Below are 15,454 nucleotides of genomic sequence, written 5' to 3'. Positions count from 1 at the left end.
GGGCTTGCAAAAACTACTGTTTTTTTATACAGTGTCTGCGGGAGTGCTACAGACGGGCTCGAGTTCGTTTCGAGCTTGCCGGCACCCGCCTCAGACGCCGTTCATCATAGCAAAGGACGATTCATGGAAGAAAGCAAGAAAGGCCCGGCTGGCATGACTGCGGAGAAGGGCAAGGCATTGGCCGCCGCGCTCGCGCAGATCGAAAAGCAATTCGGCAAAGGGTCGATCATGCGGCTCGGCGCAGGCGAGGTGGTGGAAGACATTCAGGTGGTCTCGACAGGGTCGCTCGGTCTGGATATCGCGCTTGGCGTCGGCGGCTTGCCGCGCGGCCGTGTCGTGGAAATCTACGGGCCCGAATCGTCGGGCAAGACCACGCTCACGCTGCAGGTGATCGCCGAGATGCAAAAGGTCGGCGGCACGGCGGCGTTTATCGACGCGGAACACGCGCTCGACGTGCAATACGCGCAGAAGCTCGGCGTGAATGCGCAGGAACTGCTGATCTCGCAGCCGGACACGGGCGAGCAGGCACTGGAAATCGCGGATGCGCTGGTGCGCTCCGGCTCCATCGACATGATCGTCATCGACTCCGTCGCGGCGCTCGTGCCGAAGGCGGAAATCGAAGGCGAAATGGGCGACTCGCTGCCTGGTTTGCAAGCGCGCCTGATGTCGCAAGCGCTGCGCAAGCTGACCGGCACCATCAAGCGTACGAACTGCCTCGTCATCTTCATTAACCAGATCCGCATGAAGATCGGCGTGATGTTCGGCAACCCGGAAACCACCACGGGCGGCAACGCGCTGAAGTTCTATTCGTCGGTGCGCCTGGACATTCGCCGTATTGGTTCCATCAAGAAGAACGACGAAGTCATCGGCAACGAAACGCGCGTGAAGGTCGTGAAGAACAAGGTCTCGCCGCCGTTCCGCGAAGCCATTTTCGACATTCTTTATGGCGAAGGCATTTCGCGTCAGGGCGAGATCATCGACCTGGGCGTGCAGGCCAAGCTGGTCGACAAGGCAGGTGCCTGGTACAGCTATAACGGCGAGCGTATTGGTCAGGGCAAGGACAACGCGCGTGAATTCCTGCGCGAGAACCCGGACATCGCCCGCGAGATCGAGAACAAGATCCGCGAGTCGCTCGGCGTGGCAGCAATGGCTGACGCCGTGGCGCCGGGCGCCACGGTGGCGGACGAGTGAGTTGTCGCTTAATCGTTACGTGGTCGTCACGTGGTCGTCGCGCAGTCGTCACGTAGTCGTCGTCTCGTTGTTTAGATACTCACTTGGTCACTGACGATGTTGAAGCGCCGGTTCGGATCGAAGGCTGGCAGAACGGACGGAAGGTTCGGGCGGTCTGCTGGTTCTGATGATCCGAACGGCGCGAGTGATCCTCAGTCGCGTGACACTCAGTCGCGCGATTCGGCGAAGGCGTTGCGTGGTGGCTGGCGGCGAGAGTTGCCGGTGAATGCGCGTGATGCTGCTGAGTTGGACGCAAGGGCGGCCGATGTTGATGCTGCTGCTGTCCGGGAAAGTCAGACATCGTCGTCCGAAGATCGCCGGGCGCGTCTGGAGCAAGCCCGCGCGTTGCTGATGCAGGCAGCGTCCATTCGTGAGGGCAACGCACCGTCGAGGAACGCAACCTCCAAGCCGGCAGTGGAAACGCCGACTCTGGCGACCAACCGTGCGCAGAACGCGTCACCCTTGGTAAGCCGGATTGCCAATCCAAACCAATCATCTGCAATCGACGCCTTCGAAGACGCCGATCCTTTCGAGCCCTTCGAGCAGTGCGCGCCGGATGCAGGCGTCAGCACGGCATCCGAATCGGTCTACAGCCGTTCAAGTCAACGCGCTCGCAAAACTTCCGCTGCCGAAGTCAAAGATTCCAGACGTCCGCAACGTTCGCTCAAAGGACGCGCGCTCGCTTACCTGTCTCGTCGGGAATATAGCCGCGCGGAGTTATCGCGCAAGTTGCGACCCTACGTCGAAGAAGCCGATTCGCTCGAAACACTGCTCGATAGCCTCGAACGCGACGGCTGGCTCTCGAACGAGCGCTTTGTCGAAAGCGTCGTGCATCGAAGAGCGGCGCGCATGGGCGGCAGCCGGATCATCCACGAATTGAAGCGTCATGCAGTGGGAGAGACGCTCATCGGCGAAACCGCCGACAAACTCGCGCAGACCGAAACCGCGCGAGCGCAGTCCGTATGGGCGAGGAAGTACGGCGTCGTACCGGAAACGCCCGCGGAGCGTGCGAAGCAAGCGCGCTTTCTCGCGGCGCGCGGCTTCTCCATGAGCACGATCAGCAAGGTGTTGAAGGGAAGCGACGAAGACTGGACCGACGAAGTCATCGACGATTGATGGCGAACGCCGTCTAGTTCAGTGCGGGCGCACTCGAGCACCATGTGATTGCCCGAGCGCCGCGTGCATACATTTCATGCTTTCACATGCTGGACTCATGGCGAAGCCGCTTTCCATCACGACGTGGTTCAAAACCATTCACACGCGAAGCGTTAGGTTAATTATTCCATGCTCCACGCGCTTGCCTCGTCGTGCTGGCGGATTTCGACCGCTGAGTAATCTCAGGTTTCGCGCGCATGCAAAGAGTTCGGGCTCATGTTTCCACATCCGCGTGTTGAGCTTCTAGTCCACCAAAGTAAGAAGTGATTTCAAACGACCGCGTGCATGCAAGCTCCGAGGCGGGAAGAAAATCCCGCACCGCGCCGAAGCGTTAATAAGCACAGGCTTTCAAGCTTTCCCCGCGCACGTTTCTGGTGCCTGAGTCATCCCCGGCTTGAAATACCCAATATGCTAAAATTCCACGGTTTTCCCGTTCCGGCTTTGGTCCAGCATGCCTCTTTCCCCGCCCGTTTCCCGACAATTGCGCCATCGTCGCGCGATTCGGATTGAAGCGTTCGAGCGAGATGACGGCCTATGGGACATCGAAGCCGTCCTAACCGACGAGAAGACGCGCGACTTTCAACTCGTGACGGGCGTGCGGCCCTACGGTCAGCCAATCCATGAACTCTGGCTACGCATCACCATCGACCGCGAACTCACTATCGTCGACGCAGAAGCGTCCTCGGAGTGGGCGCCTTATGCTGGTCTCTGCGCCGAGTCCAATCCCGCCTATCGCTCGCTCATCGGGCTCAATCTCCTTAAGAATTTTCGCCGCGAAGTCAATCAGCGTATTGGCGGCGCGGCTGCTTGCACGCATCTCACCGAGTTGTGCGCCGTCCTGCCGACTGTCGCCATCCAGGGATTCGCGGGTCAGGTCTGGAACACCGAATCGGGTAATCCGTTCGATTCGAAGGACGCAAAGGCAGCATCGGACACACCGCCGTTTCAACTCGGGCGCTGTCACGCATTGCGCTTCGACGGCCCCGCGGTCGAGGAGTACTATCCGCGCTGGTTCGAGCGCGCAGGCACAAACGACACCAAGCCGCGCGATACCTAGCGCGCACGCGGCGATCAGCATTCAAACAAGAATCGATGAAATCAGCGGTTCAGCAAATCGAAGTTCACTCCAACTCTCAGACTGAAGGAATCACGCATGAAGATTCACGAGTACCAGGGTAAGGAAATCCTGCGGAAATTCGGCGTCGCGGTCCCGCGCGGCAAACCCGTGTTCTCGGTGGATGATGCGGTCAAGGCCGCGGAAGAGCTGGGCGGCCCGGTATGGGTCGTCAAGGCGCAGATTCACGCTGGCGGCCGTGGTAAGGGCGGCGGCGTGAAGGTCGCGAAGTCGATCGATCAGGTCCGCGAATACGCGAACCAGATCCTCGGCATGCAGCTCGTCACGCACCAGACCGGTTCCGAGGGCCAGAAGGTGAACCGTCTTCTGATCGAAGAAGGCGCGGACATCAAGAAGGAACTTTACGTCGGCCTCGTGCTCGACCGCGTATCGCAGAAGGTCGTCGTGATGGCGTCGAGCGAAGGCGGCATGGACATCGAGGAAGTCGCGGAAAAGACGCCCGAGTTGCTGCACAAGCTGCCGGTCGATCCCGCCACGGGCTTGAAGGACGCCGAAGCGGACGATCTCGCGCGCAAGATCGGCATTCCCGATGCATCGTTGCCGCAAGCACGCACCATTCTGCAAGGTCTCTACAAGGCGTTCTACGAGACGGATGCATCGCTCGCGGAAATCAACCCGCTGATCCTGACCGGCGACGGCAAGGTCATCGCGCTCGACGCCAAATTCAACTTCGACGCGAACGCGCTGTTCCGTCACCCGGAAATCGTCGCGTATCGCGATCTCGACGAAGAAGATCCGGCTGAAGTCGAAGCGTCGAAGTTCGACCTCGCGTACATCTCGCTCGACGGCAACATCGGCTGTCTCGTGAACGGCGCGGGTCTGGCCATGGCCACGATGGACACCATCAAGCTGTTCGGCGGCGAGCCGGCCAACTTCCTGGACGTCGGCGGCGGCGCCACGACCGAGAAGGTAACCGAAGCCTTCAAGCTGATGCTCAAGAATCCGAACCTGAAGGCGATCCTCGTCAACATCTTCGGCGGCATCATGCGCTGCGACGTGATCGCGGAAGGCGTGATGGTCGCGTCGAAGGCCGTGGACCTGAAGGTGCCGCTCGTCGTGCGCATGAAGGGCACGAACGAAGACCTCGGCAAGAAGATGCTCGCGGACTCCGGTCTGCCGATCATCTCCGCCGACAGCATGGAAGAAGCCGCGCAGAAGGTCGTCGCGGCGGCCGAAGGCAAGTAAGCGCGCCCGCTTCCTAGTCTGACAAGAGCGTTCCACCAGACACGAATGGCGGCGCGGGCTTTCCATATGAGAAAGCGTCGCGACGCCAAACGAACAGAGGTCACTACATGTCGATTCTGATCAACAAAGACACGAAGGTCATCACGCAGGGCATCACCGGCAAGACCGGTCAGTTCCATACGCGCGCCTGCCGCGAATACGCGAACGGCCGCGAAGCGTACGTCGCGGGCGTGAACCCGAAGAAGGCCGGCGAAGATTTCGAAGGCATCCCCATCTACGCGAGCGTGAAGGAAGCGAAGGCCGAAACGGGCGCAACCGTATCGGTGATCTACGTTCCGCCCGCGGGCGCCGCCGCCGCGATCTGGGAAGCCGTCGAGGCCGATCTCGATCTCGCCATCTGCATCACGGAAGGCATTCCGGTTCGCGACATGCTGGAAATCAAGGACCGCATGCGCCGCGAAAATCGCAAGACGCTGCTGCTCGGACCGAACTGCCCCGGCACGATCACGCCGGACGAACTGAAGATCGGCATCATGCCGGGTCACATCCACCGCAAGGGTCGCATCGGCGTGGTATCGCGCTCGGGCACGCTGACGTATGAAGCAGTGGGTCAGTTGACGGCGCTGGGTCTTGGCCAGTCGTCGGCGGTCGGTATTGGCGGCGATCCGATCAACGGTCTCAAGCACATCGACGTGATGAAGATGTTCAACGACGATCCGGAAACGGACGCCGTCATCATGATCGGCGAGATCGGCGGTCCGGACGAAGCGAACGCCGCTTACTGGATCAAGGACAACATGAAGAAGCCGGTGGTTGGCTTCATCGCGGGCGTCACGGCGCCTCCGGGCAAGCGCATGGGTCACGCAGGCGCGCTGATCTCGGGCGGCGCGGACACGGCCGATGCCAAGCTCGAAATCATGGACGCGTGCGGCATCAAGGTCACGAAGAACCCGTCGGAAATGGGTCGTCTGTTGAAGTCAGTGATCTAAGCGGGTTTATCGGCAGAACGGCCTGGGGTTTGGTACTCTTACCGAATCCTTTCGTAACCGCCGAATAGAAAGCGAGGGAGCGTTGGCTTCCTCGCTTTTTTTATTACTACATGCTCGATTTTTTTGCGACGCTCCATTGGGGCGCGGTGCTTCAGATCATTGTCATCGACATTCTGCTCGGTGGCGACAACGCGGTCGTGATCGCGCTCGCCTGTCGCGGTTTGCCCGACGGCCAGCGCACGCGTGGCATCTTGCTTGGCACGCTCGGCGCCATCGTGCTGCGCGTCGTGCTGATCGCGTTCGCGGTGTTTCTGCTCGATATCCCGTTCCTCAAGTTCGTCGGCGGCATCCTGCTGCTGTGGATCGGCGTGAAGCTGATGCAGCCCGACCACGACGCGCACGAGATCAACGCGTCGGACAAGCTCTGGACAGCGGTCAAGACCATCGTCATCGCGGACGCCGTGATGAGCCTCGACAACGTCATCGCCATTGCGGGCGCGGCGGAGGCGGCGGACCCGCGGCATCGCTTCACGCTCGTCGTCTTCGGGCTGGTGGTGAGCATTCCGCTCATCGTGTGGGGCAGCACGCTGGTGCTGAAGCTGCTCGATCGCTTTCCGGTCATCGTGCTCTTCGGCGCGGCGTTGCTCGGGTGGATCGCGGGCGGCTTGATCATCGACGATCCCTTCATCGATCGATGGCCCGAGCTGAACACCGAGCTCGTCGGGTATATCGCGCGAGCGGTGGGCGCGATTTTCGTGGTCGCGGCGGGCGTGCTGATCAAGCGGCGCGCGCTCGCCAGTGGAAAACGGGCGCCGGGGTGAGGTTGTTCTATGCAGTGGGGTGATTGAGGCGCACTCCGCCGAATCGCGTTGACCGGAAACGCGCTCACACTGAGGCCTTTACCGAAAGACGCTCACCCCAAGACCCACGTTAGCCATTCGGCCGACTGTCACCGCTAAAGCTCCCTGAATAAGATCGAAGCGTCTGGATTGCATCATGCATCCGGGCGCTTTTTGTCCTTTTGGGAGTACCGATGACAACGATCACCTGCAACACGAATTCGCCGCGCGCCTGGCGCGCGATGCCCGGCTGGCTGCGCTCTGCCGGCGACGCGGCGACGCGAGGTTTCACCCTGATCGAACTGATGATCGTGTTGGCGATCGTCGGCGTGGTGGCCGCGTATGCGATTCCCGCGTATCAGGATTATCTGGCGCGCAGCCGGGTGGGCGAGGGCTTGTCGCTCGCGGCATCGGCGCGGCTTGCCGTGGCCGAGAACGCGGCGAGCGCGGCCGATCTCGCAAGCGGATATGCCTCGCCGCCAGGCACGCGCAACGTCGACTCGATCCACATCGACAGCGACAACGGCCAGATCACGATTGCCTATTCGACACGCGTCGCACCAGCAGGATCGAACACGCTCGTGCTCGTGCCATCCACGCCCGACAACGCCGAGACTCCGACGGCCCGCGTGTCGCTCGCGCGCGGATCGGTGCAGGCAGGCACCTTGACGTGGGAATGCTTCGCGGGCGGCAAGGCGGCGTCGTCGTTGCCGGCGCCGGGCGCGGGACCGTCGCCCGCGGAGGCACCGAGCTTGCCCGCCAATCTCGCGCCGGCGGAATGCCGTGGCTGACGTGCATCGCTGACGACGGGCAGACGAGCGGTGCGTCGGCATCGCTCGTCTGCCATCGGCAAGAAGCGGTCAGGTGCGGGGATTTTTTGTTGGAAACGCGGGGATTTCGTCGCAAATCGGGCTGTGTACCGGACATGGGCAGCAAAGTTTTGTATAGTGCGCCGGTTGCCGACGTTCACAGCCCCTCATGCCTTCTCAATACGCGCGCTACCTTTGTTTTGCCGTTCTGTGCCTTGCGTTGACCTTGCCGTTTGGCGTCGTCAACCACACGTACCCGATTCCGACCTTCTACGCCGAATACAGCGCGCTGGCGCTTTACTTGGCGCTCGGGGCGACGGTCGCGCTGCTCGTGCGCGTGTCGGAGCCGCGCGTGTCGTTCGCCTCGCCGGTCGTTGCGCTCATGCCGCTTGCGTTCGGCGTGCTGCTCATCGCTCAGACGGTGTTGCTGCCGGTATCGCAGCCTTCGATGAACTGGCTCGGCGGCGCGTATCTGCTCGCCTCGTTCATCGCGGTGCATACCGGCTACGGGCTCGTGCGCGCGGGTTTGTCGGAGAAGGCGTTGCGCATCGGCGCGGCCGCGCTCATGGCGGGCGGTCTGTTCGCGGTCTTCTGCCAGATCGTGCAGTTGCTGCATCTGGAGGTGAAGTTCACGCCGTTTGTCGTCGCTTATAACGTGATGACCGAACGGCGGCCGTTCGGCAACATGGCGCAGGCAAATCACCTCGCGACGGTGATCGCCTTCGCGATGGCGGGCGCGCTGTACTTCGTGCAAACGCGGCGTTTGCCCGTTATCGTGTGGCTCGCGCTGACGGCGGTGTTTTCGCTAGGACATGCGCTGACCGTTTCGCGCGGACCCTGGTTGCAGATGGCGGTGATCGTCGTCGCCGGATTCTGGATGGCGTTCGTGCAGGGGCGGCCGGCAGCGGCGGAAGGTTTCGACGGACCCGGCCGCCGCGATCTTCGCGCGTGGCTCATGCCGGTGGTGCTCGCGCTCGTGTTCTTCGCGGTGAACGCGGCGGTGCGCTGGGCCAACGTGCGCTTCCACTTCGACCTCGCGCAATCGGCCGCCGAGCGCATGCAGGACGCCAATCAGATCGCGCCGCGCCTTGCGTTGTGGAAATACGGCTGGACGATGTTCCATACGCATCCCATCCTCGGCGTCGGCTGGGGCGAGTTTCCGCGCTATCAGTTCGACATGGTGCGCGAGCTGGGCGGCGTCGAGATCGCGAACAATGCGCATGACATCTTCATCGATTTGCTCGCGAAGACGGGCGCGCTGGGCCTCGGCATTCTGGTGCTGGGGTTCGTCTTCTGGCTGATTCGCGTGCTGCGCGCGCCGCAGACGCCCGCGCGCATTTTCGGGCTTTCGCTGCTTGGCGTTCTGCTGATGCATGCGTTGGTTGAATATCCGCAGCAATACATGTTCTTTTTGATGCCGGCGATGCTCTTGATCGGCTTGCTGGAGACGCGGCCGTTGCGGCTGGTGGCGAAGCCGTTGTCGTTCGGCGTGTACGTGGTGCTCGTGGTGGGCGGGCTGGCGGCGTTGTATCCGGTGATGCTCGACTATCATCGGGCCGAGGTGCTTTACTACGGATCGCGGCCGGCGGAGCAGTATCGGGACGATCCTTCGTTCCTCTTCACCGCGTGGGGCGAATACGGCGCGGCCACGCTCGTGCCGATCAACGCGCAGAACCTCGAAGAGAAGCTCGCGATGCATCGCAAGGCGATTGCGTTACTGCCGGGCGAGACGGTGTTGCGGCGATATGCGGTGCTGCAGGCGCTTGCTGGTCAGCGCGACGAAGCGCTGGACACGATGGCGAAGCTCAAGATTTTCGCGACCCAACTGCATGACTGGCCGAAGCAACTGGCGTCGGTTTATCAGCTCATCGATGAGACGGGGAAGCCGCTGGCTTCTTTCAAGGCGGATCTGGTGAAGTTGTATGGAGAGCCGGGGGTTGGGGGCGCCACTGCCGATGATGACGACGATGACGAGTGAGGTCGGCGTCGGCTCCGGGCGCGAGGACTACGCCGCCACCCAATCCCCCGACTTCCCGCCATGCTTCTCCAGCACCTTCACATTGTTGATCGTCATGCCGCGATCCACCGCCTTGCACATGTCGTAGATCGTCAGCAAGCCGATCTGCACGGCGGTGAGCGCTTCCATTTCCACGCCGGTGCGCCCGACCGTTTCCACACGCACTTCGCAGTGCACGCCAGGTAGCGTTTCGTCGATGCTGAAATCCACCGCCACGCGCGTCAGCGCAAGTGGATGACACAGCGGAATCAGGTCGGCCGTGCGCTTCGCGCCTTGAATAGCGGCGATGCGCGCGACGCCCAGCACGTCGCCTTTCTTCGCGCGGCCTTCGCGGATCAGCGCCAGCGTGCCATCGAGCATGGCGATGGAACCGCGCGCGACGGCGATGCGGCGTGTCTCGCCCTTGTCGCCGACATCGACCATGTGCGCCTCGCCGGCGGCATCGAAATGTGTGAGTCCGGACATAGCCTCTCCTTCGAACGGGCGCTCATCATACCAGCGCGATACGGCGTCTTCGGTCCGATTCAATCCACCGCCGAGCGCCGAACACTTGATACGATAAGCCCGTTTTCGTCATCAAGCTGACCGGCTCGCCGACGCCGGTTTCGCGCCATGAATCTGACACGTTCGAGCCGTGCGCTCATTTTCGTGCTGTGCCTGAGTCTCGCCATGCCGCCCGTTGCGTTGGCGCAGGTTGGTGCGTCCGTGGCTCGCGTGGATGATTCGGCGAAGGCGGGCGCAAGGGGCGCTGCAAACGCGACCGCCGCGAACGTGACCGCGACCGCCGCAAACGCGACCGCCGCAAATGCGATTACCGCAAATGCGATTACCGCAAATGCGACCAACGCAAATGCGACCACCGCAAATGCGATCGCCGCAAACGCGACCAACGCAAACGCGACCAACGCAAACGCGACCACCGCAAACGCGACCACCGCAAACGCCGGCACCTCAAACGCGCCCACCACAACCGCGCCCACCGCAACCGCGCCCACCACAACCGCGCCCACCACAACCGCAACCGCAACGGCAACTACGCCCAAGGCAACTGCGACCACCACCACCGTCCCCGCCTCACCCCCCGCCAACCTGGCCGACGGCGTCTTCGGCGTCTACGGCGGCGCCGAAAGCCGCTTCGCCAATCGGCCTGGCGAAATGAGCGGCCTGCGTGCGCCCTTGTCCTCGGTGCAGCTTCCCGATCTCGGCGATGGCTCCGACGGCACGCTTTCACCGCAAGCCGAACGCACGCTCGGCGAACGGATGATGCGCGAAGTCCGCGCCGACCCCGACTATCTCGACGACTGGCTGATGCGCGATTACCTCGATTCCATCGCCACCAAGCTCTCCGCCGCCGCCGCGACGCAGTACCTCGGTGGCTATCGGCCGGACTTCGACCTGTTCGCCGTGCGCGATCCGCAAATCAACGCGTTCTCGATGCCCGGCGGTTTCATCGGCGTGAACACGGGGCTGATTTCCGCGACGCAGACCGAGTCGGAACTGGCGTCGGTCATCGGTCATGAGATGGGGCACGTGCTGCAGCGGCACATCGCGCGCATGATCGGCGCGCAGAAAAAGAGCGGCTATGCCGCGCTCGCTGCCATGCTCGCCGGCTTGCTCGCTGGCGTGATGGCGCGCAGCGGCGATCTCGGCATGGGTATCGCGATGGGCGGGCAGGCGTTCGCCGTCGACAATCAGCTCAAATTTTCGCGCGCGGCGGAACACGAAGCGGACCGCGTCGGCTTTCAGATGCTCGCCGCCGCCGGCTGACGATCCCTACGCGATGACCGCGTTTTTCGCGCGTCTGGACCGCCTGACGATGTCCGACAACGGCGTGCCGCCTTATGCGCGCACGCATCCGCTGACCGTCGAGCGCATCGCCGATATGGAGGATCGTGCGCGGCGCGTGCCGTATCGGCAGCCGCGTCAGTCGCCCGAATACGCGTTCGTGCGGGCGCGCGCGCGGGCGTTGCAGGTCAATTATGCGAGTGATTATCGCGAGGTCGCGAGCCGGCTGAAGACCGAGATCAGCGATCAGACCGCGCTCAATCCGGCGGCGAACTGGTATGGCGTCGCGCTCGCGCAGTCGCTGCTCGGCGATTACGACGCCGCCAACGATGCGCTCGCGAAGTCGCGCCGTCTGTTCGAAGGCGAGGAGGCGAATGCGGCGGTGGCATCGGCGCAGGCGCGGCAGGAGTTGAAGAGTATCGGCGGCGCGGATGCGGCTAGCGGCGCACGGGGTTTGAAGGCGCAGCGTGGGACGGCATCGTCGGCGAAGGCGGCTGCTTCCGTCGATGCCGGGTTGAATCTCGCTGCCGACGGCGTGAGATCCGCACAGACGAGGCATGCGCCTGCCGTCACCGATGCAAGGACGAATGGCGTCGCGTTATCGGAAGGCATGTCTTCGCTGCTCGGCAGTAGTGCGCACGATGTGCTGAGCTTTTCGGGGAGCGGCAATCGCGCGAGTAATCCGAACAATCCGCTCAACGTAAAGAGCGCGGCCAACACAGGCGGCGCAACGCTGGCGAACGGCGGGAACGGCGGGAACGGCGGGAACGGCGGGAACGGCGGGAACGGCGGGAACAGCGGGAACAGCGGGAACAGCGGGAACAGCGGGAACAGCGGGAACGGCGCGAACGGCGCGAACGGCGCGAACGGCGCGAACGGCGCGAACGGCGCGAACGGCGCGAACGGCGCGAACGGCGGGAACGACGAGAACGGCGCGAACAGCGCGAACAGCGCGAACAGCGCGAACAGCGCGAACAGCGCGAACGGCGGGAACAATTCGCTCAACGTCAAGAACGCGGTCAGCACAGGCGGCGCGACGCTGGCGAACGGCACGAGCAGCACGAACAACGCAAACAACGCAAACAACGCAAACAACGCAAACAGCGCGAACGGCGCGAACGGCGCGAACGGCGGGCACGGCACGAACAATTCGCTTAACGTCAAGAACGCGGTCAGCACAGGTGGCGCGACGCTGGCGAACGGCACGAGCAGCACGAACAACCTAAACAACCCAAACAACCCAAACGCAAAAGGCCTGAAAACCGCAAACGTCTCAACCGCAGAGAAAGATTCGTCGATCCACCAAAACAACCCATCCGAGACGAATCGCGCGGGCGCTGCGACAACCACCGACGCGAACAGCACCTCTCGCCGCACGACCGCATCCAACACCCCGACCTCGAAGAACACGATCCCGCTTCCGCCGGTTCACGTCACGAGCACCTCGATCCCGCGCCAGAGCCCACAACCCGCCGCGCCACCGCAGCCGCCAGCGCCCGCAACACCCCGCAGCACGCCTAGCCTCGACGTGCTAGCCGCTGATATCGCCCGCCGCGCCGGCCGTAACGACGACGCCATCCGCCTCGCGGAAATAGCGCAGAAGCGCTGGCCCGACTCGCATGCGGCGATCGATATCCATCTGCAAGCCTTGCTGTCGGCGCACCGCTACGCCGATGCCCAATCGCTCGCGCGCCAGGAAACGCGCGCCGACCCGTTACGCCCCGACTGGTGGCTTTATCTCGCGCAGGCGAGCGCAGGCCTCAACGACCCGCTGAGCCAGCATCAGGCGATGGCCGAGAAATTTGCGCTCGACGGCGCATGGCCATCCGCGATTCGGCAGCTAAAGGAAGCGCGCGACCTGAAAACCGCGAGTTTCTACGATCTCTCGACGATCTCCGCGCGTCTGCGCGATTTCGAAACGCGCTACAAGGAGGAGCGCGAGGAGGAGAAAAACAGCTGAACGGCGCCGCGCCGCGGGTAGCGCTGAGCGAGCGCTCGACCCTGCCACGGCCGTACACGATCCGTGCGCCGATAACCTCTAACCCTGCACGCCAATAGCCCGGGCAGCCGGACTCGCGACAAAGCCAAAACGCGCTTGGACATCCGTCCGTCTGATCGTCTGCAAGGGAAGATCAATGCCGCCGCGCCAATGAAACACGCCACCGTGCTCGGGCAAAGCAGCCTCATCCAGCGAAGCATGATCCGCCAGCACCTCCAGATCATGATCGTGCAAAGCGGCCACGCGAGCCGGCGAGGAAGCATCGGCGAACAACACACCGCCTTCATCGTCGATCCACGCCTGTTCCGGCTCGAACGCCGCGCCCGCCTGATCGGTCAGCTGCAACGAACCATCCGCCGATACATCGAGCCGCACGATCCACGGCGTATAAGCCAACTCCACATACACGCGCTGCGGACCGTTCTGGAAGAACCACTGACCCTCGTCGTCGCGCTCGTAGTTGCGGTTGATGAAGCCGATCAGCGCCTCATGCCGGATGGGACTGCCGAGTTCGCCTGCGGCTTGCGCGGCATCGTCGCGCATGCGCCACTGGCCGCGTCGGTCGAGCAGAAGCCAGCCCGTGCAATGCGGCACGTTCGGCCATTTGGCAAGCGCCTGCCTGACGATGTCATCCATGAGCGACGAAGTTCTCCAGATAGCCGAACACACGCTGCGACAACCAGTCGATCCGCCCTGGAAACGGCCCCGTCATGAAGCCGACATGTCCGCCGTGGTTCGGCTGATCGAGCGTGACGCGCGACGACACTTCCGCCTGCGACGGCAACGCGAACTCGGGCAAGAACGGATCGTTACGCGCGTTGAGGATAAGCGCTGGCGCCGCGATGCGGTTCAGATGCGCGCGCGTGGTCGCGGTCGACCAATAGTGGTTGGTATCGCGAAAGCCGTGCAGCGGCGCGGTCACGACGTTGTCGAACTCGTACAGCGTGCGCGCGGCGAGTACGGCGTCGCGGTCGTAAAGGCCGGGAAACTGTCCGAGCTTCGCAAGCGCCTTGCGCTTGAGCAACTTCAAAAAGCTGCGTGTGTAGATCATGCCGAAGCCTTGCGAGATCGCTGCGCCGCCCGCGTGAACATCGAGCGGAGCGGAGATGGCGGCCGCCGCGCTGATGATCGACGAAGCCTCGGCGCCGCGGTCGCACAGCCAGTGCAGCAGCACATTGCCGCCCAGCGAGACGCCCGCCGCCACGATCGGCCCCGCGTGATTGGCGCGCAGGCGTCGCAGAATCCAGTCGACTTCGGCGCTGTCGGCGAGATGGTAAAAGCGCGGCAGCAGATTGAGCGCTCCACTACACGTGCGAAAGTGCGGCACGACGCCGTGCCAGCCGCGCGCTTGAGCGGCGGCCATCATCGTGCGGGCGTAGTGGGAGTCCGAACTGCCTTCGAGGCCGTGAAACAGCACGAAGAGCGGGGCGTCGGCGGGTGCTTCGTCGGCTACCCAGTCGAGATCGATGAAGTCGCCATCCGGCGTGGTCCAGCGTTCGCGCCGGTATTGCACCGCCGGCTTGCGCGCGAAGAGCGCCGGCACGATGGTCTGCGCGTGGCTCGTCGGCAGCCAGCGCGGCGCGTTGTAGAGCCAGTCCGCAACCGGCGCGCCGAGCGTTCGCCCGGCTGCCTGCACGCTTTCCTTAAGCGCCGCTGCGGGCCCCGTATCCACGAATGACGAATCGTGTTTCAACAAAGGATCGCGCTTCATGGCCACTCCCCGACATACGTCTTCTTAGTGCTGCTCTGCAACCTGCCGCGTTTTTTAGTGCAGCGGCCCCTGACCGTGGCGCATCTTGACCGCGAACTGGCCGGCTGTTTCCATCGGCATCTCGCTCGCGTGAATGTGCGCGATTTTCCATTCGCCGCGTTCGTGGACCATCACGTAAGTCGTGAACACCATGCGCGGCGCCACCGTTCCCGCTGGCTGATGCGCCTCCGCGATCGCATACACGACGGTGCCGAGACTGTCGTACACGCGGATATCGAGCGGCTCGATGGTCACCGCCTGCGCTTCGAACTGCTTGCCGATCCCGGCGCGGATGCTCGGCAGACCATGCAGATGCGTGCCGTCCGCGCAGATGCACGTGGCGAATTCCTCGTCGATCCACAACGACATCACGCTGTCGATGCTGGCGTCCGCGACAGCCTGGTAATAAGCGTTGAGGGTGTCGGCTGCGGCTTCGAAGAGGCGGGCGAAACGTGGCATGGCTCGTGGGTCTCAGGCTTTCGTTACGGCGCGCGCCCGTAGTGCCGGACTAGCGCCGCATCGGTCATTGGTCAAAGCATGCCCCCGTTCGGAGGCATTCGC

Annotated in this window: 15 protein-coding genes; 10 read left to right on the top strand and 5 right to left on the bottom strand. The window is 63.2% G+C overall.

Annotated elements, in window-relative coordinates:
• Positions 1-123 precede the first annotated feature (123 nt).
• The 8 genes from recA to P9292_RS23345 all read left to right on the top strand — a co-directional run bounded on the left by recA (position 124) and on the right by P9292_RS23345 (position 9,320).
• The gene (gene recA / locus P9292_RS23380) at positions 124-1,191 is read left to right on the top strand and encodes a recombinase RecA (protein ID WP_284502972.1); all 1,068 of its coding nucleotides are present in this window, start codon (positions 124-126) and stop codon (positions 1,189-1,191) included.
• A gap of 453 nt (positions 1,192-1,644) precedes the next feature.
• Positions 1,645-2,346 carry a recombination regulator RecX gene (recX, locus tag P9292_RS23375; RefSeq protein ID WP_409015193.1) on the top strand — a complete coding sequence of 234 codons (702 nt, stop codon included), beginning with the start codon at positions 1,645-1,647 and terminating at the stop codon, positions 2,344-2,346.
• A 490-nt stretch (positions 2,347-2,836) separates the two neighbouring features.
• Positions 2,837-3,442, top strand: coding sequence for a DUF2889 domain-containing protein (locus tag P9292_RS23370; protein ID WP_250463302.1), 606 nt, complete (start codon positions 2,837-2,839; stop codon positions 3,440-3,442).
• Between the two features lie 81 nt (positions 3,443-3,523).
• Entirely contained in the window at positions 3,524-4,705 is a 1,182-nt protein-coding gene (gene sucC, locus P9292_RS23365) for an ADP-forming succinate--CoA ligase subunit beta (RefSeq protein ID WP_309845133.1), read from the top strand.
• A 107-nt stretch (positions 4,706-4,812) separates the two neighbouring features.
• Positions 4,813-5,694: a succinate--CoA ligase subunit alpha gene (gene sucD / locus P9292_RS23360; protein WP_159835338.1), complete on the top strand. Its 882-nt coding sequence runs from the start codon at positions 4,813-4,815 to the stop codon at positions 5,692-5,694.
• A gap of 110 nt (positions 5,695-5,804) precedes the next feature.
• The gene (locus P9292_RS23355) at positions 5,805-6,515 is read left to right on the top strand and encodes a TerC family protein (RefSeq protein ID WP_244827137.1); all 711 of its coding nucleotides are present in this window, start codon (positions 5,805-5,807) and stop codon (positions 6,513-6,515) included.
• Between the two features lie 212 nt (positions 6,516-6,727).
• Complete coding sequence (locus tag P9292_RS23350; protein ID WP_409015192.1) at positions 6,728-7,324, top strand: pilin; 597 nt, start codon at positions 6,728-6,730, stop codon at positions 7,322-7,324.
• A 187-nt stretch (positions 7,325-7,511) separates the two neighbouring features.
• Positions 7,512-9,320 carry a Wzy polymerase domain-containing protein gene (locus P9292_RS23345; protein WP_309961467.1) on the top strand — a complete coding sequence of 603 codons (1,809 nt, stop codon included), beginning with the start codon at positions 7,512-7,514 and terminating at the stop codon, positions 9,318-9,320.
• A 27-nt stretch (positions 9,321-9,347) separates the two neighbouring features.
• On the opposite strand, the gene moaC is transcribed toward P9292_RS23345, so the two are convergent.
• Both moaC and P9292_RS43260 read right to left on the bottom strand, forming a co-directional pair.
• The gene (gene moaC, locus P9292_RS23340) at positions 9,348-9,824 is read right to left on the bottom strand and encodes a cyclic pyranopterin monophosphate synthase MoaC (protein WP_309841509.1); all 477 of its coding nucleotides are present in this window, start codon (positions 9,822-9,824) and stop codon (positions 9,348-9,350) included.
• A gap of 361 nt (positions 9,825-10,185) precedes the next feature.
• The gene (locus tag P9292_RS43260; protein WP_409015191.1) at positions 10,186-10,299 is read right to left on the bottom strand and encodes a hypothetical protein; all 114 of its coding nucleotides are present in this window, start codon (positions 10,297-10,299) and stop codon (positions 10,186-10,188) included.
• A 215-nt stretch (positions 10,300-10,514) separates the two neighbouring features.
• Between P9292_RS43260 and P9292_RS43255 the strand changes: the two genes are divergently transcribed.
• Both P9292_RS43255 and P9292_RS43250 read left to right on the top strand, forming a co-directional pair.
• Positions 10,515-11,126, top strand: coding sequence for a M48 family metalloprotease (locus tag P9292_RS43255; protein ID WP_409015190.1), 612 nt, complete (start codon positions 10,515-10,517; stop codon positions 11,124-11,126).
• A gap of 13 nt (positions 11,127-11,139) precedes the next feature.
• Positions 11,140-13,104, top strand: coding sequence for a hypothetical protein (locus tag P9292_RS43250; protein WP_409015189.1), 1,965 nt, complete (start codon positions 11,140-11,142; stop codon positions 13,102-13,104).
• A 78-nt stretch (positions 13,105-13,182) separates the two neighbouring features.
• Here the strand turns inward: P9292_RS43250 and P9292_RS23325 are convergent, their stop codons facing one another.
• Genes P9292_RS23325 through P9292_RS23315 form a run of 3 tightly spaced genes read right to left on the bottom strand, consistent with a single transcriptional unit; the run spans position 13,183 to position 15,352 of the window.
• Positions 13,183-13,779, bottom strand: coding sequence for a DUF2946 family protein (locus tag P9292_RS23325; RefSeq protein WP_250508602.1), 597 nt, complete (start codon positions 13,777-13,779; stop codon positions 13,183-13,185).
• On the bottom strand, positions 13,772-14,854 hold the full coding sequence (locus P9292_RS23320; RefSeq protein WP_309961464.1) for an alpha/beta fold hydrolase: 1,083 nt from the start codon (positions 14,852-14,854) through the stop codon (positions 13,772-13,774). The genes P9292_RS23325 and P9292_RS23320 overlap by 8 nt, the downstream gene beginning before the upstream one ends.
• A gap of 54 nt (positions 14,855-14,908) precedes the next feature.
• The gene (locus P9292_RS23315; RefSeq protein ID WP_244827142.1) at positions 14,909-15,352 is read right to left on the bottom strand and encodes a nuclear transport factor 2 family protein; all 444 of its coding nucleotides are present in this window, start codon (positions 15,350-15,352) and stop codon (positions 14,909-14,911) included.
• Positions 15,353-15,454 lie beyond the last annotated feature (102 nt).

The organism is Caballeronia sp. LZ001 (assembly GCF_031450875.1).
Lineage (GTDB): Bacteria > Pseudomonadota > Gammaproteobacteria > Burkholderiales > Burkholderiaceae > Caballeronia.
Note: the sequence above shows the minus strand (reverse complement) of the source record. Positions and strands in the feature narration are given on the sequence as shown.